The 26,806-nt window shown below is 73.3% G+C and carries 21 protein-coding genes, 2 pseudogenes and 1 riboswitch; of the genes and pseudogenes, 8 read left to right on the top strand and 15 right to left on the bottom strand.

Translation table 11 applies throughout. The annotated features are described in order from the left end of the window. Nucleotides 1–100: 100 nt before the first annotated feature. The 7 genes and pseudogenes from IEZ17_RS25290 to IEZ17_RS25320 all read right to left on the bottom strand — a co-directional run bounded on the left by IEZ17_RS25290 (nucleotide 101) and on the right by IEZ17_RS25320 (nucleotide 8,918). A complete protein-coding gene (locus IEZ17_RS25290; RefSeq protein WP_229852621.1) occupies nucleotides 101–1,405 on the bottom strand; it encodes an NRAMP family divalent metal transporter in 1,305 nt (434 codons plus the stop codon). Continuing rightward, the gene (locus IEZ17_RS25295) at nucleotides 1,402–2,748 is read right to left on the bottom strand and encodes a magnesium transporter MgtE N-terminal domain-containing protein (protein ID WP_189303855.1); all 1,347 of its coding nucleotides are present in this window, start codon (nucleotides 2,746–2,748) and stop codon (nucleotides 1,402–1,404) included. Before IEZ17_RS25295 ends, IEZ17_RS25290 begins: the two co-directional genes overlap by 4 nt. Before the next feature lie 344 nt (nucleotides 2,749–3,092). Beyond that, nucleotides 3,093–3,265, bottom strand: a riboswitch (M-box (ykoK) riboswitch). A gap of 72 nt (nucleotides 3,266–3,337) precedes the next feature. Then, nucleotides 3,338–3,562: pseudogene (locus tag IEZ17_RS25300) on the bottom strand (DUF475 domain-containing protein); the annotation flags it as partial. Between the two features lie 352 nt (nucleotides 3,563–3,914). Then, on the bottom strand, nucleotides 3,915–4,427 hold the full coding sequence (locus IEZ17_RS25305; RefSeq protein WP_189303857.1) for an O-acetyl-ADP-ribose deacetylase: 513 nt from the start codon (nucleotides 4,425–4,427) through the stop codon (nucleotides 3,915–3,917). 54 nt (nucleotides 4,428–4,481) lie between these two features. Further along, on the bottom strand, nucleotides 4,482–5,903 hold the full coding sequence (locus IEZ17_RS25310; protein ID WP_189303859.1) for a phytoene desaturase family protein: 1,422 nt from the start codon (nucleotides 5,901–5,903) through the stop codon (nucleotides 4,482–4,484). A gap of 40 nt (nucleotides 5,904–5,943) precedes the next feature. After that, nucleotides 5,944–6,861: an inositol monophosphatase family protein gene (locus IEZ17_RS25315; protein WP_189303861.1), complete on the bottom strand. Its 918-nt coding sequence runs from the start codon at nucleotides 6,859–6,861 to the stop codon at nucleotides 5,944–5,946. Nucleotides 6,862–7,079: 218 nt separating this feature from the next. Then, complete coding sequence (locus IEZ17_RS25320; RefSeq protein WP_189303863.1) at nucleotides 7,080–8,918, bottom strand: gamma-glutamyltransferase family protein; 1,839 nt, start codon at nucleotides 8,916–8,918, stop codon at nucleotides 7,080–7,082. An 86-nt stretch (nucleotides 8,919–9,004) separates the two neighbouring features. Between IEZ17_RS25320 and IEZ17_RS25325 the strand changes: the two genes are divergently transcribed. Then, nucleotides 9,005–9,307 (top strand): hypothetical protein, encoded by a 303-nt coding sequence (locus IEZ17_RS25325; protein WP_189303865.1) that lies wholly within the window; start codon nucleotides 9,005–9,007, stop codon nucleotides 9,305–9,307. A 717-nt stretch (nucleotides 9,308–10,024) separates the two neighbouring features. Beyond that, nucleotides 10,025–10,849: an SIR2 family NAD-dependent protein deacylase gene (locus IEZ17_RS25330; protein WP_189303866.1), complete on the top strand. Its 825-nt coding sequence runs from the start codon at nucleotides 10,025–10,027 to the stop codon at nucleotides 10,847–10,849. A gap of 99 nt (nucleotides 10,850–10,948) precedes the next feature. Here IEZ17_RS25330 and IEZ17_RS25335 read toward each other — a convergent pair whose 3' ends face one another. Continuing rightward, nucleotides 10,949–11,758, bottom strand: coding sequence for a maleylpyruvate isomerase family mycothiol-dependent enzyme (locus IEZ17_RS25335; protein ID WP_189303868.1), 810 nt, complete (start codon nucleotides 11,756–11,758; stop codon nucleotides 10,949–10,951). Between the two features lie 189 nt (nucleotides 11,759–11,947). Between IEZ17_RS25335 and lplAB the strand changes: the two genes are divergently transcribed. Then, nucleotides 11,948–13,012, top strand: coding sequence for a lipoate-protein ligase LplAB (gene lplAB, locus IEZ17_RS25340; RefSeq protein ID WP_189303870.1), 1,065 nt, complete (start codon nucleotides 11,948–11,950; stop codon nucleotides 13,010–13,012). Between the two features lie 55 nt (nucleotides 13,013–13,067). Here the strand turns inward: lplAB and IEZ17_RS25345 are convergent, their stop codons facing one another. The 3 genes from IEZ17_RS25345 to hydA all read right to left on the bottom strand — a co-directional run bounded on the left by IEZ17_RS25345 (nucleotide 13,068) and on the right by hydA (nucleotide 17,156). Then, the gene (locus IEZ17_RS25345; RefSeq protein ID WP_189303871.1) at nucleotides 13,068–14,624 is read right to left on the bottom strand and encodes an NCS1 family nucleobase:cation symporter-1; all 1,557 of its coding nucleotides are present in this window, start codon (nucleotides 14,622–14,624) and stop codon (nucleotides 13,068–13,070) included. Nucleotides 14,625–14,695: 71 nt separating this feature from the next. Further along, entirely contained in the window at nucleotides 14,696–15,697 is a 1,002-nt protein-coding gene (locus tag IEZ17_RS25350; RefSeq protein WP_189303873.1) for a TIGR03842 family LLM class F420-dependent oxidoreductase, read from the bottom strand. Nucleotides 15,698–15,749: 52 nt separating this feature from the next. Next, nucleotides 15,750–17,156 carry a dihydropyrimidinase gene (gene hydA / locus IEZ17_RS25355; RefSeq protein ID WP_189303875.1) on the bottom strand — a complete coding sequence of 469 codons (1,407 nt, stop codon included), beginning with the start codon at nucleotides 17,154–17,156 and terminating at the stop codon, nucleotides 15,750–15,752. A gap of 326 nt (nucleotides 17,157–17,482) precedes the next feature. On the opposite strand from hydA, the gene IEZ17_RS25360 reads away from it, so the two are divergent. Together IEZ17_RS25360 and IEZ17_RS25365 are read left to right on the top strand one after the other, a co-directional pair. Continuing rightward, the gene (locus IEZ17_RS25360; RefSeq protein ID WP_189303877.1) at nucleotides 17,483–18,367 is read left to right on the top strand and encodes a TroA family protein; all 885 of its coding nucleotides are present in this window, start codon (nucleotides 17,483–17,485) and stop codon (nucleotides 18,365–18,367) included. Nucleotides 18,368–18,529: 162 nt separating this feature from the next. Beyond that, a complete protein-coding gene (locus IEZ17_RS25365; RefSeq protein ID WP_189303886.1) occupies nucleotides 18,530–19,351 on the top strand; it encodes a heparin lyase I family protein in 822 nt (273 codons plus the stop codon). Between the two features lie 60 nt (nucleotides 19,352–19,411). Here the strand turns inward: IEZ17_RS25365 and IEZ17_RS25370 are convergent, their stop codons facing one another. The 3 genes from IEZ17_RS25370 to IEZ17_RS25380 form a co-directional block, all read right to left on the bottom strand. After that, a complete protein-coding gene (locus tag IEZ17_RS25370) occupies nucleotides 19,412–20,680 on the bottom strand; it encodes an aspartate aminotransferase family protein (protein ID WP_189304071.1) in 1,269 nt (422 codons plus the stop codon). Nucleotides 20,681–20,730: 50 nt separating this feature from the next. Beyond that, nucleotides 20,731–21,573: a nitrilase-related carbon-nitrogen hydrolase gene (locus IEZ17_RS25375; protein ID WP_189303888.1), complete on the bottom strand. Its 843-nt coding sequence runs from the start codon at nucleotides 21,571–21,573 to the stop codon at nucleotides 20,731–20,733. 123 nt (nucleotides 21,574–21,696) lie between these two features. Then, on the bottom strand, nucleotides 21,697–23,181 hold the full coding sequence (locus IEZ17_RS25380; protein ID WP_189303890.1) for a hypothetical protein: 1,485 nt from the start codon (nucleotides 23,179–23,181) through the stop codon (nucleotides 21,697–21,699). A 243-nt stretch (nucleotides 23,182–23,424) separates the two neighbouring features. Between IEZ17_RS25380 and IEZ17_RS25385 the strand changes: the two genes are divergently transcribed. Genes IEZ17_RS25385 through IEZ17_RS25395 form a run of 3 tightly spaced genes read left to right on the top strand, consistent with a single transcriptional unit; the run spans nucleotide 23,425 to nucleotide 25,897 of the window. Continuing rightward, a complete protein-coding gene (locus tag IEZ17_RS25385; protein WP_189303892.1) occupies nucleotides 23,425–23,856 on the top strand; it encodes a MarR family winged helix-turn-helix transcriptional regulator in 432 nt (143 codons plus the stop codon). Then, entirely contained in the window at nucleotides 23,853–25,310 is a 1,458-nt protein-coding gene (locus IEZ17_RS25390) for an MFS transporter (protein ID WP_189303894.1), read from the top strand. Before IEZ17_RS25385 ends, IEZ17_RS25390 begins: the two co-directional genes overlap by 4 nt. Nucleotides 25,311–25,345: 35 nt before the next feature. Then, the gene (locus IEZ17_RS25395) at nucleotides 25,346–25,897 is read left to right on the top strand and encodes an isochorismatase family protein (protein ID WP_189303895.1); all 552 of its coding nucleotides are present in this window, start codon (nucleotides 25,346–25,348) and stop codon (nucleotides 25,895–25,897) included. Here IEZ17_RS25395 and IEZ17_RS42815 read toward each other — a convergent pair. After that, nucleotides 25,881–26,806 (bottom strand): annotated as a pseudogene (locus IEZ17_RS42815) (amidase family protein); the annotation flags it as partial. The gene IEZ17_RS25395 and the pseudogene IEZ17_RS42815 overlap by 17 nt on opposite strands.

A 26,806-nucleotide genomic window follows, 5' to 3' on the forward strand; every position in this document is an offset into this window, starting at 1 on the left:
GCGCTGCGCCGGGCGACGCGGAGGGCCACTGCCGCGGTGAGCTTCACTTTCCGCGACTCGTCATCAGGCAGCCAGGTGTCTGACGTGGCATGGGGGGTGTTCAGGCGAGGCCGAACCAGCCCAGGACCGTCTGGACGAGCAGGATGGTGGACATGGCGGCCACGCCGACAACCACTGCGGTGGCCGCGATGCGATAGCGCGGGCCGTTGGCCGCCGCGCCGAGCACGGATCGGCGGTTGGTCAGGACCAGCAGGTAGACCAGGACGACGGGGCTGATCAGGCCCTGGAGGACCTGGGTGCCGATGAGGAGCTGGATGACGTCGACCGGGGTCATGGCGACCACCGCGCCGAGGACGATCTGGGCGGTGAACAGGCCCAGGAACAGGGGCGCGTCGCGGAAGCTGCGGGAGACGGAGCGTTCCACGCCGGCGGCCTCGCCTATGGCGTAGCTCGCGGACAGCGGGACCACCGCGCCCGCGAGAGCGGAGGCACCGATCAGGCCGAGGGCGAAGAGGAGTTCGGCGTTCTGGCCGGCCACCGGTTTGAGGGCCTCGGCGGCCTGGGCGGCGGAGTCGAGCGGGCCGGTGCCGCCGATGGCGGAGGCGGTGGCGATGATGATGGTCAGGCTGATGATGCAGGCGAAGACCGCCCCGGTCACCGCGTCCAGCCTGATCAGCCGGTAGTCCTCCGGTTTGGCACCGCGGTCCACGACCCCGGCGGCGGCGTAGAACTGCATGTAGGGGCTGACCGTGGTGCCGATCAGGGCGACCGCGAGGAGGATGAAGTCCTTGCTCGGCTCGACGTGTGGGACGACCAGGTGTTTGCTGACCTCGCCCCAGTGCGGGTGGCCGAGGATCATCGCGATCGGGTAGGCGAAGAACGCCAGCGACATGATCAGGAAGATGCGTTCGGCCCACCGGTAGGAGCCGAACAGAACGAGTGACCACAGCAGGATCGCGGCCGGCGGGATGACCGCCCACTTGGGCACGCCGAGGAGTTCGAACGCGGCGCCGATGCCAGCGAACTCGCTGACGACCAGGCCGGTGTTGGCCAGCAGCAGGCAGAACACCGCGAGTCCGGTCAGGCGCAGGCTGAACTGTTCGCGGATCAGCGCCCCGAGGCCCTTACCGGTGTGCGCGCCCAGGCGTACGGCCATCTCCTGCACCATCACCAGTGCGATGGTGACCAGCACCATGAAGAACAGCGTGCCGTATGTGAATTGCGATCCGGCCGAGGCGTAGGTAGCGATGCCGGCGGCGTCGTTGCCCGCGTTCGCGGCGACCAGGCCGGGGCCGGCGATCGCCGCGATCATGGTGATGCGCCGCCAACCGGTCCGGCGTGCGGGGGTTGTAGTGGCCGTGGGAGCTGCCGGAGTCTCCGCGGTGGTGTCGAGGTCGCGGGTCACTGCAGGAACCTCCGGAAGTGCAGCCGCCCGCGCTCGGGCAGCAGGTTGTCGAGCAGGTCGTCGGCCAGGATCCGGCCGAGCGGGCGGTCGGTGTCGTCGACCACCAGCAGGGAGGAGGCGCGGGCGGCGACCAGCTCATCGGCGGCAGCGGCCAGCGCCGTGTCCGGACGGACGGTGACGGGCGGGCCGAACTGCGCCCGCCAGGCGGCCAGGTCGGCCACCGGGGTGGTGTCCTCCGCTACGGCGAGGTCGAACAGCGCGATGTCGGTGACAAGACGGCCCTCCTCGTCCACGACGGCGACGGCGTCGATCTCGGTGCGGTGCTCGGCCTGCTCGGCCAGCCGGGCCCGCACCTGAGCGACGGTCTCGTCCCGACCGGCGGTGATCAGCAAGGTGGTCATGGCGCCGCCCGCGGTGCCCTCCCGGTGCGCCAGCAGCCGCCGCAGCTCCGCGGCCTCGCCGGACGGCATGCATGTCAGCAGCGCCTCACGCTCCTCACGGGTGAGGTCGCGCAGCGCGTCGGTGGCCTCGTCCGGCTCCATCTCGTCGACCAGCCGGGCCGCGTGCTCCGGCTTCGCCTCGCGCAGCAGGTTCTCCAGTTCGGCCGGTTCCATCTCCTCCAGCGCGTCGGCGGCGTGCTCCGGCTCCAGCCAGCCCAGCAGCTGCTGCCGCTCGGCACGGCCCAGGTCTTCGAGGATGTCGGCCAGATCCGCCGGACGCAGCCGGTGCAGCGCGGCCCGAGAGGCGCGCAGCCGTACCTCCGGCGGGCCCTCGGTCGCCTGCTCGGCGAAGGGGGCCACCGCCTGCCAGTCCAGTACCCGCTCCGGAGTGGGCCGAGCCTGCCACCGGCGCGGGCCGAGCCGGCGCAGCAGCGTGGGCAGGGAGACGTCCACGCCGACCAGCACCACCTTGTCGACCAGCGGCGCCAGATACAGATCGGCGGCCCGGGTGACCTGGACGCCGTCCACGTCGACGAGCTGATGGTCGAGCACGTCCTTGCCCAGCAGCACCTCGCCGGGGCGGCGGGCGAAGTCGCGCAGGTCGACCCGGGCGGTGCTCAGCCGCACGTGCCCTGCATGGACCTTGCCTATGGCGTCCGAGGCGAGGAAGGTACGGCGTCGGCCGATGCGCAGGATCAGGCCGGTGACCGGGGGGTACGAGTCCGCGCCGTAGAGCCGGGCCACGACATCGACGACACGGCCGACCTCGTCGCCGGACTGGTTCGTGACGGGGCCGCCGATCAGGCCAGCGAGCGAGACCAGGGAGGTGCGCACCGCCTTGGAGGCGGTTACACGCCGCTCCAGGTCGACCCGGCGGTCGCGCAGGCGAGCGGTGGTGGACATGAGCAGAGTGTGGGCAGCCAAGGTGAACACCCCCTTGCCCCGGCATGGCGGGGCATCAAGCGGCCCACGGCGGCGCACTTCCTCCCCGAACCGGCGGCGGCAGGCCCGCCGCGCACACGCCGGTGCGCGGCCCGCCGAGGCCGGTGAGCTGGGCGAACCGCCGACTTAGGAGCCGAGCGGTTCAAGGGAGAGCGGGCTGCCTCGGGCCGCGGAAGGACGACGCGGACAACACGAAGAGGGGCCGACTATGGCCCGGACTACTGTCCATGTCACCTCCTCCCGGTCCAGCCGCGCACTGGGCGTCGCGGTCGTGCGGCAAGGGGCAGCCGGGCATGTTCGCTCCCGGCACACCCCAACTCGTCAGAGCTTTGGCACTCCACGGCGTAATCCCCTTGCGGGGGAAGCCACTTGGGATCACCCCTTGGGCCGGGGAGACCTGTCCTGATCCGGAGCGTCTCTCGACGGGTGGGATCAGTGGCCTGTGTCCGTGAAGACGCCTCACCGAACGAGGTGTCCGTTCAAACCGTCCAAAGGATACGCCCGCGCCGCACCGTGTCCCTAATCCATGACCGGTCCTTGACCTACGGCACTAGGCCGTGACGGTCTCGGCCGCCTCCGTCTCCCCGGCATGCGCCGCGAGTGCGCGGTTGCGGCGGACAGAGGACCAGAAGGACAAGGCGATCAGCACGACGCCCACCAGGCCGCTGGTGACCTCGTTGATCTCGTACTGGATGGTGACCATGAGAATCATGGCCAGGGCGCCGATGGCGTAGTGGACGCCGTGCTCCAGGTAGACGTAGTCGTCGGGGGTGCCATTCGAGCCCGCCTCCTGATACTCACTCACCGTCTGCACCTCCTCCCATCTGGCACCCCATCAGAATGAGCGTCAAATAGGCGTCACGAGCGTCACTACAGCGTCAAAGTACCGTCCACAACGCCCACAGCGCACATATCGCACACTCACAAAGGCGCAGGTCAGGACCCCTTCGCGGACGGTTCAAGGATGCGACGCACTCCACATGATGCGTCATCGAGACCGTGTCGACACCGCTGTTCGTACTGGGCACAAAAAGGCCGAATGTGCCGGCATCTCCCGCTCGGACCCGGCACATTCGACGCAACCGGACAGGGGACTCAGGCGAGATGGGTACCAGCCGCAACCGTCGTTACCGGACCTGTCGGGCGAACGCCTCGTACGCCGCCTCGTCGAAGAGGATGAACCTGACCTCCTCGACCGACGTCTGAGCCGCCCGCACCGTCTCCACCGCGATCCGGGCGGCGTCCTCCATCGGCCACCCGTAGATGCCCGCGGAGATCGCCGGAAAGGCAACAGTACGGGCGCCGAGTTCGTCCGCCACCCGCAACGACTCCCGGTAACACGAAGCCAGCAGCTCCGACCGGTCCTCCTGGTGGGTGAAACGCGGACCCACGGTGTGGATCACCCAGCGGGCGGGGAGCCGGCCGGCGGTGGTGGCGACGGCGGCGCCCGTGGGAAGGCCGCGGAAGTAGGTGCCGTCGCGCAGGGCGCGGCACTCTTCGAGGATGTCCGGGCCGCCGCGCCGGTGGATCGCGCCGTCCACTCCCCCGCCGCCGAGCAGGGTGGAGTTGGCGGCGTTGACCACCGCGTCCACGGCCTGTTCGGTGATGTCGCCCCGGGTGAGGGTGAGGGTGGTGCTCATGGGCGTAGAGCGTAGGAGGACGGGGTGGGGCGGCCGGGACGGACGCGCCGGGGGTCAGCGGCGGCTTGCGTGCAGGCGGCGCCAGACCGCCCTGGCGGCGTAGTGGCCGGACATGCCGTGGACGCCGGGGCCGGGTGGGGTGGCCTGGGAGCAGAGGTAGACGGCGGGGTGGGCCGTTTCGTAGGGGACGCGGGCGAGTTTGGGGCGGATGAGGAGGCGCAGGCCGGCCGCGGAGCCGGTGGCGGTGTCGCCGCCTACGTAGTTGGCGTTGCGGGCGGCGAGCTGCGGCGGGCCGGCGACGGCGCGGGCCAGGACGAGGTCGCGGAAGCCGGGGGCGAAGCGCTCGATCTGCCGCTCGACGACCTCGGTGGCGTCGCCTTGCCAGCCGTTGGGGACGTGGCCGTAGGCCCAGAAGGTGTGCTTTCCCTCGGGGGCGCGGGTGGGGTCGATGATGCTGGGCTGGGAGGTGATGAGGAACGGGACGGAGGGATCGCGGCCCTCGGAGGCGGCGTCGAGGGCGGCGGAGATCTCGGCGCCGGTGGGGCCGATGTGGACGGTGCCGGCGCGCTGGGCTTCCTTGGCGGTCCAGGGCACAGGGCCGTCCATCGCGTAGTCGATCTTGAAGACGCTGGGGCCGTAGGTGACGTCGCGGTAGGCGTTGCCGAGGCGGGCGATCCGGGCGAGCGCGGTCGGTGAGGTGTCGAAGATGTAGGCGCGGGCCGGCGGGAGGTCGTCCAGGCGCTTGACCTCGAAGTCGGTGTGCACGGCGCCGCCGTGGGCGCGCAGCAGGCCGGCGAGGGCGTCGGAGATGGCCTGGGAGCCGCCGCGGGGCACCGGCCAGCCGTTGGCGTGCGCGGCGAGTGCGAACATCAGGGCCAGGCCGCTGGTGCCGAAGCCGCGGAGCGGGGCGATGGCGTGGGCGGCGAGGCCGGCCATCAAGGCGCGGGCCTTCTCGTCCTGGAAGCGGCGGTTGAGGAGGGTGACCGGCTGCATCGCGACCAGGCCGAACCGCGCGTAGGTGACCGGGTCGCCGGGCACTCCGAGCCATTGGGTGCGCAGGAAGTCGCGGGACAGGGCGTCCCACTTGCCGACGAACGGGGCGACGAGCCGGCGGTAGGTGCCGGCGTCGCGCGGCCCGAAGGACATGGCGGTCTCGCCGACGGAGTGGGCCAGCACCCCGGCCGTGCCGTCGGGGAAGGGGTGCGCCATGGGGAGGTCGGGGTGCAGCCACTCCAGGCCGTACCGCTCCAGGGGCATGGCGCGGAAGGCGGGTGAGCCGATGCCGAGGGGGTGGACCGCGGAGCAGGGGTCGTGGCGGTAGCCGGGGAGGGTCAGCTCCTCGGTGCGGGCTCCCCCGCCGATGGTGTCGCGCGCCTCGAAGATCTCCACGGACATGCCGCGGCGGGCCAGTTCGACCGCCGCCGTCAGGCCGTTGGGTCCTGCCCCGATCACGACGGCATCGAGCATCCTCGGCACCTGCGCCACTCCCCTCACGTCCGACCCTCGTCGGTGAGGGTCAGTTGGCCGCTGCCAGCAGTCCGAGGATACGCCGCGCCGTCTCGGCGTCCCGTGCGGCGGTGAAGGGGAGCGCGTTGCCGCCTTCTATGCGGAACGGCCGGCCGGCGACCGTGCCGCTGGCGCCGCCCGCTTCGTGGACGAGGAGCAGTCCGGCGGCGTGGTCCCAGGCGTTTTCCCAGCTGAAGGCGGTGGCGTCGATCCGGCCCTGGGCGATGTGGAGGTATTCCAGGCCCGCGGAGCCGCAGGGGCGGGGGGCGATGCCGCCGGTGTCCAGGGCGGCCAGGACGCGCTTCTCGTCGTCGCTGGTGAAGTCGTGGTGGGAGGTGGCGACATCGAGGACGGCGCCGGCGGCGGGGTGGCCGGCGGTGAGCCGTGCGCCGTTCAGCCAGGCGCCGGCGCCGCGGCGGGCGGTGGCCATCAGGCCGAGGGCGGGCGCGTACGTCCAGGAGGCGAGCAGTTCGCCGCGGTGGGCGAGGGTGACCAGGGTGGCGAAGCCGGGGTCGCCGTGGACGAACTGGCGGGTGCCGTCGACGGGGTCGACGATCCATACGGGGGCGTCACCGCGCAGGGCGTCCAGGACGGCCGGGTCGGCGTGGACCGCTTCCTCGCCGACGACGCGGGAGCCGGGCAGCAAGGCCGTCAGGGCGGCGGTGAGCTGCTCCTCGGCGCGGCGGTCGGCGGTGGTGACGAGGTCGTGCGGGCCGTTCTTCTCGACGATGTCATCGGCGGCGAGCTGCCGGAAGCGCGGCATGATCTCGTCTGCGGCGGCCTGGCGGATGGCGTCCTCGACGGCGGCCAGGTCCAGTGCGGAGAGGTCCGGCGACGGGTTCACCGGGGGCGCTGCGGGGGTCGTCGCGAGGTCTTCGGTGATATTCGTGGTATCTCCCGAATCTTGGGTACGAAGTGCTTCGATCATGCGTCCATCGAACCACGTGCCACTGACACGACGACTGGACTCCAGGTGAACTCCCGATGCCGCGGAGGGCACGGGCGGGTGCGGCCGGGCGGGCGGCGGCCGGCCGCGCACCGCCGCTCCCCCGGCTGTACCCGCCCGCGTCTGCGCAGGTCGGCGGGTGGATACCGGTCGGCGGCCCGGCGCCGGCGCCCGTCCGGTGGGTCGGGGCGGGACGGTGCCTAGCGCCCCACCGCGTACCCCTGCATCCCCCGCGGATTCGCCGCCGCCGACAGCACTCCGGTCTCGGGGTCGCGGGCCACCGCGCACAGCCGCCCCTCCGACCAGGCGGCCCCGACGGTGACGTCGTGCCCGCGGCGCCGCAGCTCCTCGATGACGTCGGTGCCGATACGGGACTCGACGGTGACGCTGCCGGGCCGCATCGCGCGCGGGAAGAAGGAGCCGGGGAAGGAGTCGTGGTGCCAGTTCGGGGCGTCGACGGCGCCCTGGAGGTCGGGCCCGCCGCGGACTTCCGGCCGCAGCACCGCGGCGAGGAAGAAGTGCAGCTGCCACTGGTCCTGCTGGTCGCCGCCGGGGGTGCCGAAGGCCATGACGGGGACGCCGTCGCGCAGGGCGAGGGACGGCGTGAGGGTGGTGCGGGGGCGGCGCCCGGGGGTGAGGGTGTTGGGCAGGCCCTCCTCCAACCAGGCCATCTGGAGCCGGGTGCCGAGCGGGAAGCCGAGCGCGGGGACGACGGGGTTGGACTGGAGCCAGCCGCCGGAGGGGGTGGCGGAGACCAGGTTGCCCCAGCGGTCGGCGACGTCGAGGTGGCAGGTGTCGCCGCGGGTGGTGCCGTCCCGGTCGACCCGGGGCTCGGCGGCGGACGGCCCGCCGCGGGCCACGGTCGGCTCCCCCGCCCCGCTCCCCGAGATGCCCAGCGGGTCGAAGCCGACCGCGCCCGAGGCCGCCGCCAGGGCCTGCTTGCCGAGCCGGGGCGGGCGCCCGTCCGGACTGCCGGGCCGCAGGGCGTACGAGGCGTGCCGGTCGATGAGCTTGCGGCGCTCGGCGTTGTAGCCGTCGCCGAGGAGGGCGTGCAGCGGCACCTCGGCGGCGTCGCCGTACCACGCCTCGCGGTCGGCCATCGCGAGTTTGCTGCCCTCGATGAGCAGGTGGACGTATTCGGGGCTGCCGATGGCGGGCAACTCATCGGGAAGCAGGGCGAGTTGCTGGAGGAAGGCGGGGCCCTGGGACCAGCCGGCCGCCTTGGCCACGGTCCAGCCGTGCCAGTCGTAGGTCACCGGGTCCTCGTAGGTGGCGGAGTAGCCCGCCAGGTCGTCCCCGGTCAGGGTGCCGGCGTGGCGCTCGCCCGAGGTGTCCAGGGCCGGGCGGGCCGCGAAGTCGGCCAGCGCCTCGCCGATGAAGCCCTCGCGCCAGATGCGGCGGGCGGCGTCGAGCTGCGCCTCGCGGTCCGCCGACGCGGCCTGCGCCTCCGTGATCAGGCGGCGCCAGGTGGCCGCCAGCGGGCGGTTGGTGAGCAGTCCGCCGGGGGCGACGGACCTGCCGCCCGGGAGGTAGATCTCGGCGGACGAGGTCCACTCGGTGGTGAAGAGCTCCCGCACCGTCTCCACGGTCTCCCCTATCCGCTCGACGGCAGGGTGGCCGTGCTCGGCGTAGCCGATGGCGTAACGCAGCACCTCGGCCAGGGACTTGGTGCCGTGGTCTCGGAGCAGCAGCATCCAGGCGTCGAACGCGCCGGGGACGGCGGCGGCGAGCGGCCCGGTGCCGGGCACCAGGTCGAGGCCGAGGGCGGTGTAGTGGGCGACGCTCGCCCCGGCGGGTGCCGGGCCCTGGCCGCAGAGGACCCGCACCGGCCCGCCGGCGGGCGCCAGGATGACGGGCACCTCGCCCGCCGGCCCGTTCAGGTGCGGTTCCACGACGTGCAGCACGAACCCGGCGGCGACCGCGGCGTCGAAGGCGTTGCCGCCGTCCTCCAGGACGGCCATCGCGGACTGGGAGGCCAGCCAGTGGGTGCTGGAGGCCATCCCGAAGGTGCCTTGGAGGGTGGGGCGGGTGGTGAACACACGGCCTCCTTGCCGTCGGTGGATCGGTTCGCACCGCCTGCGTCAGGGGTTCGCAGGGGTGTACGGATCACCCGTACCCTCCCCACGTGGCCCTGCACCGCACCGCGCTCCCCCGCCACACCGACGGCGCCCGCTGGGAGGGGCTCGCGCTCGCGGCCGACGGGCCGGATCGCCCGCCGCTGCGCTGCGAGACGGCCGACGGGCGGCGGCTGACGGTGGTGCAGGGCGCGGACGTCGTGCTGCCGGCGCGCCGGCGGGCGACGCGCCGCGGGGTGCACTACGCGCGCACGGGGCGGTACGTCTCGCCGCTGCCCGCGCTGCGCGCCGGTACGGCCCGCGCGTACCGGGAGGCGTGCCCGGACGACGACGCGGCCTGGTCCGCCCGCTGAGCGCACCACGTCGCCGGCGCGCTGCGGGAGAGCCCCAACGGGCCGCTGCACGAAGGGAATTGGCTGCTGCTGCCCGGGATGGGCACACATGCCGTCGACGCCTCCTGGTCGACCCTGGCGCGCACGACCCGGACCGCGGGCACATCACCTGGTTCGGTCACGGCGATCCCGTGGCGGACCGCCGCGACATCCTGCCGCCGCGTCCGCTCGCCGCTCCGGAGGCGGCGCGGGTGAAGGCGTACCGCCGCCGGTACCGCGAGGGGATCCTCCCCCCGGTCGTCCTGTCGGGGATCAGCGCCCTCGCCGCGTTCGTGCTGCTGGACGGCCGCGACCGGCTGGCGGCGGCGCTCGCCGAGGGCGGCCGGCCGGAGGTGCTGCGCCTGCGCCGCGCGGACGAGGGCGCGGCGGCGCCCCTGGCCGCCTGGGGGCACCTCCCAGCGGTAGCTGGGGGAACGTCCTGCGGGCGTACGAGGAGCGCATCGCCGCCCTGGAGCGGCGGCGGGACGGCGGCGGGACGCGGAGCTGCGCGCGCTGTTCCCCGGATCCGGTCCCACCCGCGGCCGGCCGCTCCCCGGGGGCGCCACCGGCTGGGACGCGCAGCTGCGGGCCGGGGGCGCCCCCAGCCCGCAGCCATGCGCCGGGCCGGCACCCCGATGTCACCCGCTGACGCCCCGAAACCGGGTCGCCGCGCCCCGCCTCCTTCCGTACGCTCGCGCCATGACCAGCACGGAGGAGCCGGCGGTGTCCGGCCGACCGCGGCACCGCCCGCTCGTCGCGATCCTGAGCGGCGCCGGCATCTCCGCCGACTCCGGGATCCCCGACTACCGCGGTCGAGCACAGCGATGGGGGCGCCCCCGGGCGGAGCCTGGGGGAGGGCTGTGGCGGCGCGACCCGGACGCGGAGAAGCTGGTCACCTACGACGTGTACATGGCCGATCCGGAGATCCGGCGGCGCTCGTGGCGGATGCGGCAGGAGAGCCCGGCCTTCCGGGCCCGGCCCAATGCGGCGCACGAGGCGGTGGCCGCGCTGGCGCGGTCCGGGACGCCGGTGCGGGTGATCACCCAGAACGTGGACGGGCTGCACCAGCTCGCCGGGCTGCCCGAGCGCAAGGTCCTGGAGCTGCACGGCACCGCACGCGCCGTCACCTGCACCCGCTGCCATGCCCGTTCGTCGATGGAGGAGGCGCTGGAGCGGGTGGCGGCGGGCGATCCCGATCCGGCGTGCCTGGTGTGCGGCGGGATCCTGAAGTCGGCGACGGTGATGTTCGGTGAGCGGCTGGATCCGCAGGTGCTCGGTACGGCGCTGGGCGTGGCGAAGGCGGCCGAGGTCTTCGTGGCGGTCGGTACGACGCTCCAGGTGCAGCCGGCCGCCTCGCTCGCCGGGGTGGCCGCGGAGCACGGCGCGCAGTTGATCATCGTCAATGCCCAGCCGACGCCGTACGACGCTCCCCCAGCTACCGCTGGGAGGTGCCCCCAGGCCGCCGAGGTGATCCGCGAACCGATCGGGACCGCGCTGCCCCGTCTGCTGGAGCGGTTCGGCTGAGAGCGGTTCGGCCGAGAGCGGTTCGACTGAGAGCGGGCGGACGGGCCCGGCGCGCCGGGGATCGGCGCGGACGGGTCCGCCGGCCCGGTCCCCGGCGGTTCAGAAGGCCGTGTGGGCGAACCAGTGGTCGAGCACCGCCGCGTCGCCCGAGACGTCGAAGGCGGCCTCCGTGTACGAGCGCCGCCCGTAGAGCAGCAGCAGGAGGTCCGCCGCCTGCCCCCGTACGACGGCGTCCGGCTCGGACGGCGCGTCGTCGGCTGCTGCCGGCAGCAGCCGGAAGCCGTCCGGCTCCAGCCGCACCCGCCACTCGGCGCCGGTGCCGCCGGCCGGGTCCGCGCACCGGAAGGCGAGGGTCTCGCCGGTGCCGTGCAGCTTCTTCACGGCAGGGGCGAAGAGCCCCGCGTAGGGCAGGTTGACGAGGAACTCGTCCACCCCGTCCGCCGCCAGGGTCGCGTCGATCTCCGGCTCGCGGCCGACCGCGTGCTCCGCGTCCACCCGGTGCACCAGCGTTTCGTACAGCATCCGGCGGGCCCAGAACCGTGCGTGCTGGTCCTCGCCCCAGGCCCACATCGCCGCCCGGGGGTCCGTGCCGCGCAGTACTTCGGCGACTCCCGGGACGCCCGCGGCAACCCAGCCGGCATACTCCGCCGCGTCTTCCGGCAGCCCGAGCTCCACGTCGCGGCTGCGCGGCGGCTCCTGCACCAGCCCGGTCAGCAGCGTGCTGAACCAGCGCTGGAGCGCTCCTACGTGGCGGGCAAGTTCGGCCAGCGTCCAGTCGGGGCAGGAGGGCACGGCGGTCGCCGGGTCGGCGCCGTCGACCACCTCGGCGAAGCGCAGGGTCTCCCGCTCGATGGCCTGCCGGTAGGTGTCGTACGGCAGGGGGTGTCCCGGCCGGCTCGTTGTCTCCATCAGCTGCCGCCTTTCCGTCCGCAGCGCGGATCGTCTCGCGGTCAGTGTGGCGGCTGGAGTCCACTCGAAGGCAAATCCGGCCGCCGCGGCCGTTACGGTGGTGACGCGGATCCGGATCTACCCGGATCCGGGCCGACGAGTATCCGGCACCGGTCCGGGTCACGGTGCCGACGAAGCGGAGAGTGCGCAGTGCACGGCGAGTACAAGGTCCCCGGCGGCAAGTTGGTGGTCGTCGATCTGGACGTCGAGGACGCGTATCTGAGGAACGTCCGTGTCGCCGGAGACTTCTTCCTGGAGCCCGACGAAGCCCTCCTGCTGATCAACGCCGCGCTGGAGGGCGCACCGGCCGGCACCGACACCGCGGGGCTCACCGCGCGTGTCGACGCCGCGCTCCCCGAGTCGGCGGTGCTGTTCGGCTTCACCAGCGAGAGCGTCGCCGTCGCGGTACGGCGCGCCCTCGCCCAGGCCACCGACTGGCGCGACTACGACTGGCAGCTCATCCATGAAACGCCCCAGTCGCCGGCCCTCCACATGGCGCTCGACGAGGTCATCACCGCGGAGGTGGCTGCCGGCCGCCGGCCGCCCACGCTCCGCGTCTGGGAATGGGACTCCCCGGCCGTCGTCATCGGCAGCTTCCAGTCCCTCCGCAACGAGGTCGACCCCGCGGGCGCGGCCCGCCACGGCGTCACCGTGGTCCGCAGGATTTCCGGCGGCGGAGCCATGTTCGCGGAGCCGCGGAGCACCATCACCTACTCCCTGTCCGTACCCGAGGCCCTGGTCTCCGGGCTCTCCTTCGCGGACTCCTACGCCTATCTCGACGACTGGGTGCTGGCCGCGCTCGGCGACCTGGGAATCAAGGCGTGGTACCAGCCGCTCAACGACATCGCCACCGAACTCGGGAAGGTCGCCGGCGCCGCACAGAAGCGGATGGTCGGGCCGGAGGGCGGGCCCGGCGCGGTGCTGCACCACGTGACCATGTCCTACGACATCGACGCCGACAAGATGCTGGAGGTGCTGCGGATCGGCAAGGAGAAGCTGTCCGACAAGGGCACCAGGAGCGCAGGGAAGCGCGTCGACCCGCTGCGCCGCCAGACCGGACTCCCCCGCGAAGCGGTCATCGACAAGATGATCGACTCCTTCCGGTCGCGCTACGGCCTCACCCGCGGCGGCGTCACCGCCGAGGAGATGGCCCGCGCCCGGGAACTCGTGAGCACCAAGTTCGGGAACGAGGAGTGGACCACCCGCGTGCCCTGACCCGCTCCTCGGGACCGAACGGACCGTACGGACCGTACGGACCGCGGCGCCGGCGTCAGCTCCGCCGCGTGGCCGGTGCGGGTGCCGCGGCCATGAGGAGTGCGTAGAGCGTGAGGGCGGTGGCCAGGCCGACGGCCCAGCCGTAGTCGGCCAGGGGTTTGAGGAACGGGATCAGGCCGCCGGCGGGGAACGGGCCCTTGCCGGGGCGGGAGTACGAGCCGCCGACGGCGAGCGCGCCGCCGACGGCGAAGGCGAGCACGGCGCGCCAGTTCCAGCCGGCGGTGTACCAGTAGGGGCCGTCGGGCCGGTAGAGGCCGGGGAGGTCGAGGCGGGTGCGGCGGACCAGCCAGTAGTCGGCGATCAGCACGCCGGCGACGGTGCCGAGCAGGCCGCCGACGACGCCGAGCCAGGTGAAGATGTACAGCTCGGGCGTGGCGGTGAGCTTCCACGGCATGATCAGCACACCGACCACCCCGGTGATCAGTGCTCCCCTGCGGAACGTGATGTGTGCGGGCGCCAGGTTGGCCAGGTCGTAGGCGGGTGACACGACGTTGGCGGCGATGTTGACGGAGATGGTCGCGATCAGGACCGTGACCAGGGCGTAGAGCAGGCCGAAGACGCTGTCGGCCTTGGCGGCGAGCGCGACCGGGTCCCAGATCGGTGCGCCGTACACGGCCTGGGAGCCGGAGGTGACCAGGACGGAGAGCAGCGCGAACGCCGTCATGGTGGTCGGCAGGCCGAGCGACTGACCCCAGACCTGGGCGCGTTGGCCGGAGCCGAAGCGGGTGAAGTCGGGGATGTTGAGGGACAGGGTCGACCAGAAGCCGATCATTCCCATGAGGGACGGGAAGAAGACCGGCCAGAAGTCCCGGCCCCAGCCCAGTGCGCTGGGCTGGTCCAGCAGCGGGCCGAAACCGCCGGCCTTGACCGCCATCCAGCCGAGCAGCACCAGCGCGCCGACGAGGACGAAGGGCGCGGCCCAGTTCTCGAAGCGGCGCAGGGTCTCCATCCCCCGGTGGATGATGGCGAGTTCGGCGGCCCAGAAGATGCCGAAGCAGAGCCAGAGGGTCCAGGGGTAGCCGGCGACGACGGTGGCGGCGGACCAGCCGCCGCCGGTCATCCTGCCGAGCAGGATGTAGATGCCCTGGCCGCCGATCCAGGTCTGGATCCCGAACCAGCAGCAGGCGACGACGGCCCGGATCAGCGCCGGGAGGTTGGCGCCGCGCAGCCCGAAGGAGGCGCGGGCCAGGACCGGGAACGGGATGCCGTACTTCGGGCCGGCGTGGCCGGTGAGCAGCATCGGGACGAGGACGACGAGGTTGGCCAGTGCGATGGTGACGACGGCCTGCTTCCAGTCCATGCCGAGTGCGACGAGGCCGGAGGCGAGGGTCCAGGAGGGGATGTTGTGGGCCATGCCGACCCACAGGGCGGCGAAGTTGTAGGTGGTCCAGCGGCGTTCGGCGAGCGGTACCGGGCGCAGATCGGGGTTGGTGTACCGGCCGTGCGGGGCGATGGCGCCGGGGGCCGGCTCGCCCCCGCCGTCAGGGGCGGTGATCCGGCCGGTGGGCGGTATCGGGGGGTCCGGCGGCTCGGCTGCGGAGGTCGCGGGCATGCGGGGACCTTTCGTCCGGAGCGGGCCGCCGGTCACCACAGGGCGCCAACTCGCCCCGCACCGGCGCCCGTTCAGTCGGCGAACGCGGGAATGATCTCTGCTCCGTACGCGTCGATGGTGGCTTCCCTGGCGTCGTGCATGGCGTAGACCGCGAACTGGTCGACGCCCAGCGCCTGGAGGGTGCGCAGCTTGTCGAGATGGGCGGAGGCGGGGCCCAGCAGGCAGAAGCGGTCGACGACGGCGTCGGGGACGAAGGCGGTGTCGGGGTTGTCGGCGCGGCCGTGGTGCGCGTAGTCGTAGCCCTCGCGGGCCTTGATGTAGTCGGTGAGTTCGTCGGGGACCATGCCGGAGTGCTCGCCGTAGCGGGCGACGAGGTCGGCGACGTGGTTGCCGACCATGCCGCCGAACCAGCGGCACTGCTCGCGGGCGTGGCCGAGGTCGTCGCCGACGTAGGCGGGTGCGGCGACGCAGATGGTGATCCCGGCCGGGTCGCGGCCGGCGTCCACCGCGGCCTGCCGGACCGCCTTGACCATCCACTCGGTGAGGAAGGGATCGGCGAGCTGGAGGATGAAGCCGTCCGCCAACTGACCGGTCATGGCAAGGGCCTTGGGGCCGTAGGCCGCCATCCACACCGGCAGCTTGCCGCCCTTGACCCAGGGGATCCGGATCCGGTGCCCGCCGACGTCCGCCTCCCGCCCCTCGGCCAGGTCGCGGATCTGGCCGATCGCCTCGCCCAGCCGGGCCAGGGTGTTCGGTGGCCGGCCGGCCACCCGCATCGCGGAGTCGCCGCGGCCGATGCCGCAGACGGTGCGGTTGCCGTACATGTCGTTGAGGGTGGCGAAGGTGGAGGCGGTGACCTCGGGGGTGCGGGTGGAGGGGTTGGTGACCATCGGGCCGACGATGAGCCGCTCGGTGTGCTCCAGGATGCGGCTGTAGATGACGAACGGTTCCTGCCACAGGACGGCGGAGTCGAAGGTCCAGCCGTAGCGGAAGCCGTTGCGCTCGGCGCGGCGCATCAGCGACACGACGGCGGAGGCGGGCGGATCGGCCTGGAGGACGACTCCGAAGTCCACGGGTGCTCCTTACGCGGTGGGGTACGGGTGGTGCGGGGTGCGGCAGGGCGGCTCAGAGGAGGTACTGGCAGGTGCCGCGCGGGATGTACTGGCCGTGCCCGGCGCGGCCGGTGAACGTCCGCTGGTCGATGACGAGTTCACCGCGGGAGAGGACCGTCTCGACGCGCCCGGTGAGCCGTTTGCCCTCGTACGCCGAGTAGTCGACGTTCATGTGGTGGGTCTTGGCGGAGACGGTCTGCTCTGCGGTGGGGTCGTAGAGGACGAGGTCGGCGTCGGCGCCGGGGGCGATGGTGCCCTTCTTCGGGTAGAGGCCGAACATGCGGGCCGGTGTGGCGCAGGCGATCTCGATCCAGCGGCGGCGGCTGATCCGGCCCTCGACGACGGCCTGGTGGAGCAGGTCCATCCGGTTCTCCACGCCGGGCATCCCGTTGGGGATCTTGGAGAAGTCGCCGCGGCCGAGCTCCTTCTGGCCCCGGAAGCAGAACGGGCAGTGGTCGGTGGAGACCACCTGGAGGTCGTTGGTGCGCAGCCCGCGCCAGAGCGCCGCCTGGTGCTCCCGGGGCCGCAGCGGGGTGGAGCAGACGTACTTGGCGCCCTCGAAGTCCGGCTCGGCGAGGTTGTCGGTGGACAGGAACAGATACTGCGGGCAGGTCTCGCCGAAGACGTTGAGCCCCATCCGGCGGGCCCGGGCGATCTCGTCGACGGCCTGCTCGGCGGAGACATGGACGACGTAGAGGGGCGCGCCGGCGACCCGCGCGAGCTGGATGGTGCGGTGGGTGGCCTCGGCTTCGAGGAGGACGTGGCGGACCTCGCCGTGGTAGCGGGGGTCGGTGTGGCCCGCGGCGAGTGCCTGCTCGACGAGGACGTCGATGGCGATGCCGTTCTCCGCGTGCATCATCACCAACCCGCCGTTGCCGGCGGCCCGTTGCATGGCCCGCAGGATCTGCCCGTCGTCGCTGTAGAAGACGCCGGGGTAGGCGGTGAACAGCTTGAAGGAGGTGACACCCTCGGACACCAGGAGGTCCATCTCCTTGAGGGTGTGCTCGTTGACGTCCGAGAGGATCATGTGGAACGCGTAGTCGATGGCGCACTGGGCATCGGACTTGGCGTGCCACTGGTCGAGGCCTGCGCGCAGGGAGTTGCCGCGGGACTGGACCGCGAAGTCGACGATGGTGGTGGTGCCGCCCCAGGCGGCGGCGCGGGTGCCGATCTCGAAGGTGTCGGAGGCCGCGGTGCCGCCGAAGGGGAGCTCCATGTGGGTGTGGGCGTCGACGCCGCCAGGGATGACGTACTTGCCGGTGGCGTCGAGGGTGCGGTCCGCCGCTTCCTCCCAGCCGGCGGCGGCCCGGCTGCCGTGTGCGGCGAGAGCGGCGATCCGGCCGTCCTCCACCAGGACGTCGGCCTGCATCTCGTCGGCGGCGGTGATGACCAGTCCGCCCTTGATGACCGTACGGCTCACCTATCCCATCTCCCTACCTGATGCCACGTCACAAGCTGGTCTACACCCGTAGATTCCGGTCGAGAAGGAGACACCGTAGAAGCATGTCACCCACCGTGGCAATACCGTGACGGGTAATGGGCCGGGGCGGCCGTGTTGCGCCGACGATCAGCCGGGCGGTTCAACCGGGGCTCGGGGAGCGCCGCGGCAGGGGTGCGGGGGCGGCCCGGTGGGCAGTAAACAGGCTCCGGACCCACAACTTCGAAAGTTATAGCCGAAACACACCTTCACAAGCAGCACCGAGGACGCGAGAAAGCGCACAAACGACGTCAGAAAGGCGATGTGCCATGGAGCAGAGCACACCGTGGGAGTTCTCCGACGACCGCGGGCGCCTGGTGGTGGCCGGAAACCGGCCGGAACGGATCGTCGCGTACATACAGGCGGGCGCGACACTGTGGGACCACGGCATCCGCCCGGTGGGGATCTTCGGGTCCCAGCACGACGGGGCCGCGGCCGACCCGGCCAAGGGCGGCGAGCTGCCGCTCAGGGAGATCCCGTACCTCGGCTCGGGGGCCGCGCTGCACCCGGACACGCTCCTGGAGGCCCGCCCGGACCTCGTGGTGGCGGTGACCTACGACAGCGAGCAGGTCTACGGCCTGGAGGCGAAGACCGCACTGGAGCTGGAGACGCACGTCCCGGTGGCCACCGTCGCGGTGGGTCCCGGGCGCGGCCTCGCCGAGGTGCGGGAACGCTTCGCGGCGCTCGCCGGCTCCCTGGGGCACGGTGAACCACTCACGATGGCAAGGGAGTTGGACGCCGCCGAGGACGTGCTGCGGCAGGCGAGCGGCGGCCCGGTGCGACCGCGGGTGGTGGCGCTGTCGCCCGCCGGGCCGGAGCGGGTGCACCTGGCCCGGCCGGGCGCCTGGCCGGATCTGCGGGCGCTGGCCGAGCAGGGGGTGGAGCTGCCGGAGCCCGCGGCCGGAGCCGGCGCGAACTGGTCGACGGTCGCCTGGGCGGAGGCCGCCGCACTGGCCCCGGACGTCGTCCTGATCGACGTACGGGCCAACGCCGCCCGCGTCGAGGCGCTGCGGACCGACGAGCACTGGCGGGCGATCGAGGGCCGGGCCCGGGTGCTGCCGTGGAATCCGGAGGCTCCGGCGAGCCGGCGCGCGCACACCCGGTTCTTCACCGCGGTGGCCGAGGCGATCCGCGGGGCCGCCGCCCGGCACTAGGGCGGGCTCCCCGCCGCGCTCCCGACACCCCGTCAGTTCGCGTCGGGTGGCGGCCCCGGCGGCAGCCGGGGAAATCCCCCGCCGTCCGCGCACCCCCTTGACGACAACTGGAAACAAACCTAACTTTCACTCCCGTCCCATCCCCCACCACGGGAGTCCGCCATGAAGCGACGTCCAACGCTCCGCATACGATGGGGAGTTGCTCTCGTCACTGGTATCGCGCTGGTCGGCACCTGGACCGCGGTCGCCGAGGAGGCGCCGTCCGCGACCGAGCCGGCCGGCGCCCACCGTGCGGCCCCGCTGTGGCGCGCCGACCCCGCCAAGGGCTCCGCCTCCTTCGAGGGCGTCGAGACCAAGCCGGGCTCGGTCACCGTCGTCGACGACCCGGCCGGGCAGCACGGCAGGTCCTTCGAGCTGCACACCTCGGGCGACAAGATCGACGGCCCCACCCGGGTACGGGTCGAGACCCGCGGGCACCGCACCGCCGGCGGACCGCTGCGCTTCTCCAAGGAGGGCGACGTCTTCTACATCGGCTGGCGCTCCATGTGGGGCCCGCTGCCGACGAAGAAGGGCGACTGGGTGGTCCTGTGGCAGCTCAAGGACTACGGCTCGGGCGCCTCGACCCCGCCGCTGTCGCTGCGCGCGCGGGGTGACGGCACCGTCGACCTGGAGTACTGCGACCCCGAGCTGAAGACCACTCAGCTGTGGCACACCGGGCTGTCCCTGAAGACCTGGCACGACTTCGTCATCGGGATCAAGATCTCCAAGAACCCCGCCGACGGCTGGGTGAAGCTCTGGCACAACGGCACCGCCCAGAAGCTGGCCGGCGGCACCGAGCAGTACGGGGCGGCGACTCTGCGCGCCGACTGGGTGACCGACAAGTGGGGCGTCTACCGCTCCGACGGCGTCAAGGGCCAGGCCACCGCATGGCTCAACAGCCCGGCGGTGGGCCGGAGTTACCTGGACGTCGCACCCGGTCGCTGACCGGCCGCGAGACCGCCCCGGAGCACGTTCCGGGACGGCCCGCCGGGCGCGTGGGGCGGGCTACCCCTCACCCAGCCGCTGCTGCGCCCACCGCAGCGCGTCCTCCAGCAGTTCCGCGCCCTCCTCGGCCTCGGCGACGGTCAGCGTCATCGGCGGCGCGATGCGCAGTGAGGCGCCGCCCTGGCCGCCCTTGCCCACCAGCAGGCCGCGCTCCCGGGCCGCCTCCAGGACCAGCGTCGCCGCCTCGGGCGAGCGCTCGTCGGTCCCCGGGCGGACCAGCTCGACCCCGATCATCAGGCCCCGTCCCCGCACCTCGCGCACCACGTCGAGCCCGGCGGCCACCGCCCGCAGCCGCTCGATGAGCAGCCCGCCGACCCGCCGGGCGTTGCCCTGGAGGTCGTGCTCCAGGAGGTAGGTGAGGTTGGCCAGCCCCGCGGCCATGGTGACCGGGCTGCCGCCGAACGTCGAAATGGAGTTGGCGGGCAGGGAGTTCATGATCTCGGCGCGGGCCACCACGCCGCCGATGGACATCCCGTTGCCGATGCCCTTGGCGAAGGTCAGCAGGTCCGGCGGGCCGTTCTCGCCGTGCGCCTGCCAGCCCCAGAAGTGGTCACCGGTGCGGCCCCAGCCGGTCTGCACCTCGTCGCTGATCCACAGGATCCCCTCGCGGGCGAGCACTTCGCGGAACGCCGCGTAGAGCCCGTCCGGCGGTGCGGTGAACCCGCCGACGCCCTGGACCGGTTCGGCGATCAGCGCGGCCACCCCGCCCGCGGTCTGCTGGAGCATGTCCTCCAGGTCGGCGACGCAGGCCGCGGTGTAGTCGGCGTCGCTCAGCTCCGCGTACGGGCCGCGCGAGCGCACCCCGCCGTGCACATAGAGCGTCTGGAGCGGGGAGAGGCTGGTCGGCGACCAGCTCTGGTTGCCGGTGATGCCGACCGCGGAGAACGACCGGCCGTGGTAGCTGTTGCGCATCGCCAGGATCTGGTTGGAGCGGCGGTAGGAGGTGGCCAGCAGCAGCGCGGTGTCGGTGGCCTCCGTGCCGGAGGTGGTGAAGAAGACCCGGGCGTCGGGGATGCCGGAGAGCGCCGCGATCCGCTCCGCCAACTCGACCATGGGCCGGGAGAGATAGAGGGTCGAGGTGTGCAGGATCCGGCCGGCCTGCTCGCCGACCGCCTTGGTCACCTCGGGCAGTGCGTGCGCCGTCATGGTGGTGAGGATGCCGCCGAAGAAGTCGAGGTAGCGGTTGCCCTCGGCGTCCCAGACGTGCCGGCCCTCCCCGTGGGTGAGTTCGAGGGGCCGCTCGTAGTAGAGGGCGAGCCACTCGGGCATGACGGCGCGGTGGCGGGCGTGCAGTCCGGCGGGGTCGTGGGAGTGCTGGTTCACGGCTTCACCAGCCCGTCGTAGGCGTCGGGGCGCCGGTCGCGGTAGAACGCCCACTGCTGGCGCACCTCGTCGATCATCCCGAAGTCCAGGTCGCGGACGACCAGTTCCTCCTTGGTGTCGCTGGCGACCTCGCCGACGAACCGGCCGCGGGGGTCGACGAAGTAGCTGGTGCCGTAGAAGTCGTTGTCGCCGTACTCCTCGACGCCGACCCGGTTGATGGCGGCGATGAAGTACTCGTTGGCGACCGCGGCGGCCGGCTGCTCCAGCTTCCAGAGGTAGGCGGACAGGCCGCGGGAGGTGGCCGACGGGTTGTAGACCAGCTGGGCGCCGTTGAGGCCCAACTGCCGCCAGCCCTCCGGGAAGTGGCGGTCGTAGCAGATGTAGACGCCGACCTTGCCGACGGCGGTGTCGAAGACCGGCCAGCCGGCGTTCCCCGGCTTGAAGTAGTACTTCTCCCAGAATCCCTTCACCTGCGGGATGTGGTGCTTGCGGTAGCTGCCGAGCACCGTGCCGTCGGCGTCGATGACGGCCGCGGTGTTGTAGTAGAAACCGGACTGCTCGACCTCGAAGACCGGCACCACGATCACCATGCCGGTCTCGCGGGCGAGCTGCTGCATCCGGCGGACGGTCGGGCCGTCGGGCACCGGCTCGGCCCAGCGGTAGTGCTCCGGCTCCTGGACCTGGCAGAAGTACGGGGCGTTGAAGACCTCTTGGAAGCCGATCACCTTCGCGCCCTGCGCAGCCGCCGCTCTGGCGTACTCCTCATGCTTCGCGATCATGGATTCGGTGTCGCCGGTCCAGGTCGCCTGGACCAGAGCGGCACGCACAACATCGGCCATGAGCTGCTCCTTTGTCGGTGCGTCAGCCTGCGGGCACGCGGATCTACGCGTGTGGAGGCGACCGTAAGCCCCGTCACGCACCGTGGCAAGACCATCTCTCAGCGCGGCGCGTCCGCCGGGCGCTCAGCGCGGAGCCGGGTGTCCGGCGGCGCGCAGGGCGCGGGCGACATCGCCGTGCCGGGAGGGGGAGACGGTCCGGGCGGCCTCCAGGAGGAGCGGCCCTAGGGTGACCGGGTCGGCGGCGGCCACCGCCGCCGCGTCGTCGGGCGTACGGGCCCGGACCAGCGCGGCGAGCAGTTCCCCGGCCTGCTCCGGACGCCCGCGGTCGAGCAGCGCCAGCGCGGTCCGGCCCACCTCGGCCACGGGGCGGGCCACGCTCTGCCGGAGCAGTGCCGAGCCGTCCGCGGGGCGGCCCGCGGCGACCAGCGCCTCGGTGGCCGCGGCGAGCCCGTCGGGCGGCAGGCAGGCCACTTCCCAGAGCAGCGTGGGGATGTCGGCGGTGAGTCCGGCAATCTCCAACTCGTCGAGGAGGTAGGGGAGTTCTGCTGCGGGACGGGCCGCTGCGGTGCAGATCTCGACGTACGCGGGGCCGTCCTCGCCGGGCGGCCGATGGTGGGCCAGACGGTAGGCGGTACGGGCGGCACAGCGGCGCACCCCGGGATCGGCCGCACCGCCCGGCGCGTCGCCGCCGGGCCCGTCTTCCGGCCCACCGCCCGGGGCGGCGTACGCGCCGGCGAAGCGGGCGCCGCGGGGGGCCGGGCCGGACGCGGCGGGCGCCGCCGCGGGGCCGTCCGGCGTCGGCCGGTCGTCGGCGGGCGCCGGCTCGTCCGCCACCTCCAGCCCGGCGAAACGCGCTCCGCGCGGGCGGCCGGCGGCCTTGTCCTTACGGGCCGGAGACTTGGCCGTACGGGCGGGGGCGGCACCCTCAGCGGCGAGGGATGCAGCCTCCGCGGCGGGGGCGTCGCCCTCAGGGGCCGGAGGTGCAGCCTCCCCGGCGCGGGTTTCGCCCTCCCGGGCGGGGGATCCGCCGCCACGCGCCGGGGCGTCGCCCGCAGCGGCAGCCGCGTCGCCTCCGGGGGCCGCGGCCCGCGCACCCTCCCCCGCTTCCTCCAGCGACGCCAGCCGCGCCCGCAGCTCGCGCACCCGGGCGCCCGCCCGGAGGTGGTCGTCCTGGGCCCAGGCCAGCTCGCGGGAGAGCCGCTCGCCCTCCGCGGGGTCCTGGGCGAACCGTGCGGCGACGCGGAGTTCGCTGGAGCGCGCCGCCGCCTGCCGCTGCTCGCGGACCATCACCGCCAGCCGGTCGCGGAGCGCGGGCCGGCCGCCCGGCTGGGCGTCGTGGCCGGCGACCGCGCGGGCGTACAGCCGCCGGGCGCGCGGGCCCATGGTGCGCACCGCCGCGTCCCCGTGCTGCGTGGCGAGGTCGTGCAGCAGGGACTCCACCACGTCCCAGTGCGGCACCTCCCGCCCCTCCAGGCAGGCCCGCAGGCCCTCCGGATCGCGCTGCACGAAGACCCCGTACCAGCCGGCGGCCGGATCGAGCAGCCGCCCGAGATCGGTCAGGAATCGGGCGAACTCCTCGGCAGGACTCCGGAGTTGAATAACCGTCATGCCGTGCCTCTCCCCCCGCGGACCGGACTTCTCCGGCCTGCCCGCATTCGACACCCGGCATGTTTCGGGGGCGATAACGACCGTGCTACGGGAGCTTTTCCGAATCCGCACAGGGCGGTGAGCGGCCGGAACGCGAGCAGACGTGAGGAGGCGTACGGGCACCGCCCGCAGGCACAGCAAAATACCGGCAAAACTCGACAGGGAAACTTGCAAGTTTTTCTGTCGAGCTTCTAGGGTCGAGGTATGCCGAACAAGGACCAGGAACGCCTGGCGACCGACCTCGGCGCGACGGTGTCGCTGCTGATGCGCCAGCTGCGCGCCGCGTCGCCGCAGGGCGCCCTCACGCCCACCCAGCGCGCGGTCATCGCCCGTATCGACGCCGACGGGCCGTCCACGATCGCCGCGCTGGCCCGCGCCGAGCTGGTGCGCCCGCAGTCGATGCGGGTGACCGTCGGCGCGCTGGAGGACGGCGGGATCCTCGCCCGCAGCCCGCATCCCACGGACGGGCGCCAGGTCGTCTTCTCCCTCACCGACCAGGGCCACCGGGTACTCGCCGACGTACGGCAGGCCAAGAACAACTGGCTGGCCGTGGCCATCGCCGACCGGCTGACCGCCGACGAGCAGCGGACTCTGGAGGCGGCGACCGCACTCATACGACGGCTGACACGGGAATGAGCGCCCCCGAAGCCCCCGGCGCTCCCGGCCGGACCGGCGCAGCCGCCGGCCGGACCGCCGGCCCCTCCCCCGACCCGGGCTTCGGTGCCCGGCTGATGACCCCGCTGCTGCTGGGGTCCCTCCTCAACCCCATCAACTCGACGATGATCGCCACCGCTCTGGTGGCGATCGGCCAGGACTTCCGCGTCGGGGCCGCCGACACCGCCTGGCTGATCTCCGCGATGTATCTCGCCAGTGCGGTCGGCCAGCCGTCGCTGGGGCGGCTGGCCGACCGCATCGGGCCGCGCCGGGTGTTCGCCGCCGGTGCGGTGGCGGTGGTCGCCGCCGGCCTCATCGGGGCGCTGGCGCCCACTTTCACGCTGCTGATCGTCTCCCGGGTCGTCCTCGGCGTCGGCACCGCCGCCGCCTATCCGGCGGCGATGGCGATGCTGCGCGCCGAGTCGCGCCGGGTGGGGCGGCCGGCACCCCGGGCCGTCTTCGGCCGGATCTCGCTCGCCGCGCTGGCCAGCGCCGCGGTCGGCCCCACCCTCGGCGGGCTGCTGGCCGCGACCTGGGGCTGGCGGGCGGTCTTCGCGGTCAACGTCCCGCTGGCGCTGCTGGCACTGGCCGGTGCGCTCGCCTGGCTCCCGCCCGACCGGGAGACCCGGCGTACGGCCCGCGCCACGGACGGCGCGGACCCGGCCGGGGGCTCCCTCGACCCGCTCGGTATCGCGCTCTTCGCCGCCGCCCTGACCTGCGCGATGTTCTTCCTGCTGCGGCTGGACGCGCCGCGCTGGCCGCTGCTCGCGCCGACCGCCGTCCTCACCGCCGTCCTGGTGTGGTGGCAGCTGCGCCACCCGGAACCGTTCCTCGATCTGCGGATGCTGGCCCGCAATCGCGCGCTGGTGCTCACCTACCTCCGGCACGGGCTGGCGTATCTCGTCATCTACTGCGTGCTCTACGGCTACAGCCAGTGGCTGGAGCAGGCGCACGGGCTGGCGTCGTTCCACGCCGGGCTGATCATGCTGCCGATGTCCGGCGCCGCCGCGGTCTGCTCGCTCGCCGGCGCCCGTACGAAGGGCATCCGCGCCCCGCTGACCGTCGCCGCGGGCTTCCTCGTCGTCGGCAGCGCGGTGCTCCTGCTGCTGCACGGCAGCAGCCCGGTCGCCGTACTGCTCGTCGCCGGTGCGCTGTTCGGCATCCCGCAGGGCCTGGCCTCCACCGGCAATCAGGCCGCCGTCTACGCCCAGGCACCGGCCGACGGCGTGGGCGCCGCCGCCGGACTCCAGCGCACCGCCCAGTACCTCGGCGCGATCTCCGCCTCCAGCCTCATCGGACTGCTGTACGGGCAGCGCGCAACGGACTCCGGGCTGCATGCCATCGCCCTGGCCGGCGGCGTCCTCGCCGTCCTGCTGCTGGCCCTCACCCTGGCCGACCGCTCGCTGCGCACCGGCCCGACCCGCACCAGAACCTGATCTACCGTCAACTCATCACCCCCACAGGAGAATCCATGCCCGTCACCACTCTCGACCCGCGGACCGCACTGGTCCTGATCGACCTTCAGAAGGGCATCGTCGCGCTGCCCACCGTCCACCCCGCCGACGGGATCGTCGCGCGCGGCGCCCGGCTGGCCGCGGCGTTCCGCGAGCGCGGGCTGCCGGTCGTGCTGGTGAACGTGACCGGCGGCGCGCCGGGCCGTACGGAGTCCCCGGCCGGCGGCCACACCCTGCCGGCCGACTGGGCCGAACTGGTCGACGAGGTCGACCGGCAGCCGGGCGACATCACCGTCACCAAGCAGCAGTGGGGCGCCTTCCACGGCACCGCCCTGGACCTGGAGCTGCGCCGCCGCGGGGTGACCCAGATCGTGTTCGCCGGCGTCGCCACCAGCATCGGCGTGGAGTCCAGCGCCCGGGCCGCGCACGAGCACGGCTACCACGTCACCGTCGCCACCGACGCGGTGACCGACCTGGACGAGGCGGCGCACCGCAACAGCCTGGAGAAGATCTTCCCGCGGCTGGGCGAGACCGGCACCACGGACGCGATCCTCACACTCCTGGGCTGAGCCCGTCGCCGGGCCGCCGGTCCTGCCACCGGAGCGCGTCCTGGAGTTGGGCGGCCAGCGAGATCAGCCGCGGCTCGGTATGGGCCGGGCCGAGGAGCTGACCGCCCAGCGGCAGCCCGCCGGCGCTGAAGCCGGCCGGGACGCTGACGCCCGGCCAGCCGAGGACGTTCCACGGCCAGGCGTACGGACAGGCCGCGATCATGGCCCGGTCGGTACGCCAGCCGCTGAGCCTGGCGAGGGAGCCGACACGTGGCGGCGGGGTGGCGGTGGTCGGTGTCAGCAGCACGTCGTAGGGGCCGAACAGCGCGCCGATGCGCTGCTGTTGGCGGCTTTCCACGGCGCGCGCCCGGCGCAGTAAGGGCCCGCCGAGCAACCGCCCCAGCCGCGCCGCGTCCCGGGTCCGGCGGTCCAGCAGCCGGGGGTCGGGGACCCGTGCCGCCCACTCGCCGACGCCGGCCGTGGCGCGCGGCACGAAGGCCAGGCCGACGAGCCCGTAGTCCGGTTCGGCCTCCTCCACGAAGTGGCCGAGGCCGGCCAGCGTACGGGCCAGTGAGGTCACCGCCGCCCGCACGTCGGGGTGCAGCGGTTTGCGGGTGAAGGTGATGGCGGCCTTCCAGGAGAGCGCGATGCGCAGCCGCCCGGGGTCGCGGCCGGCCGCCTCGCGGGCCGCGATGGCCGGCGGCCGGTGCAGGTCTCCGGCGTGGTTGCCGCTGGCCACGTCCAGCAGCAGCGCCGCGTCCTCGACCGTACGGGCCAGCGGCCCGATGCCGGTGATGCCCTGGAACGCCTCGGCCTCCGGCCAGGTCGAGATCCGGCCGCGCTGGGGCTTGATGCCGACGAGATGGGACCAGGCGGCGGGGATCCGGACCGAGCCGGCGCCGTCGGTGCCGAGGGCCGCCGGTACCAGCC

Origin of the sequence: Streptomyces albospinus (assembly GCF_014648695.1) — a bacterium.
GTDB lineage: Bacteria > Actinomycetota > Actinomycetes > Streptomycetales > Streptomycetaceae > Streptomyces > Streptomyces albospinus.

Excerpts from the sequence above, each read along its gene's own strand:
- IEZ17_RS25385 (WP_189303892.1), top strand. The coding sequence starts at position 23,425 with ATGCCGAACAAGGACCAGGAACGCCTGGCGACCGACCTCGGCGCGACG.
- IEZ17_RS25330 (WP_189303866.1), top strand. The coding sequence starts at position 10,025 with ATGACCAGCACGGAGGAGCCGGCGGTGTCCGGCCGACCGCGGCACCGC.
- IEZ17_RS25305 (WP_189303857.1), bottom strand. The coding sequence starts at position 4,427 with ATGAGCACCACCCTCACCCTCACCCGGGGCGACATCACCGAACAGGCC.
- IEZ17_RS25390 (WP_189303894.1), top strand. The coding sequence starts at position 23,853 with ATGAGCGCCCCCGAAGCCCCCGGCGCTCCCGGCCGGACCGGCGCAGCC.
- IEZ17_RS25360 (WP_189303877.1), top strand. The coding sequence starts at position 17,483 with ATGGAGCAGAGCACACCGTGGGAGTTCTCCGACGACCGCGGGCGCCTG.
- IEZ17_RS25370 (WP_189304071.1), bottom strand. The coding sequence starts at position 20,680 with ATGCCCGAGTGGCTCGCCCTCTACTACGAGCGGCCCCTCGAACTCACC.
- IEZ17_RS25315 (WP_189303861.1), bottom strand. The coding sequence starts at position 6,861 with ATGATCGAAGCACTTCGTACCCAAGATTCGGGAGATACCACGAATATC.
- IEZ17_RS25345 (WP_189303871.1), bottom strand. The coding sequence starts at position 14,624 with ATGCCCGCGACCTCCGCAGCCGAGCCGCCGGACCCCCCGATACCGCCC.
- IEZ17_RS25375 (WP_189303888.1), bottom strand. The coding sequence starts at position 21,573 with ATGGCCGATGTTGTGCGTGCCGCTCTGGTCCAGGCGACCTGGACCGGC.
- IEZ17_RS25365 (WP_189303886.1), top strand. The coding sequence starts at position 18,530 with ATGAAGCGACGTCCAACGCTCCGCATACGATGGGGAGTTGCTCTCGTC.
- IEZ17_RS25395 (WP_189303895.1), top strand. The coding sequence starts at position 25,346 with ATGCCCGTCACCACTCTCGACCCGCGGACCGCACTGGTCCTGATCGAC.
- IEZ17_RS25380 (WP_189303890.1), bottom strand. The coding sequence starts at position 23,181 with ATGACGGTTATTCAACTCCGGAGTCCTGCCGAGGAGTTCGCCCGATTC.
- IEZ17_RS25335 (WP_189303868.1), bottom strand. The coding sequence starts at position 11,758 with ATGGAGACAACGAGCCGGCCGGGACACCCCCTGCCGTACGACACCTAC.
- IEZ17_RS25295 (WP_189303855.1), bottom strand. The coding sequence starts at position 2,748 with ATGTCCACCACCGCTCGCCTGCGCGACCGCCGGGTCGACCTGGAGCGG.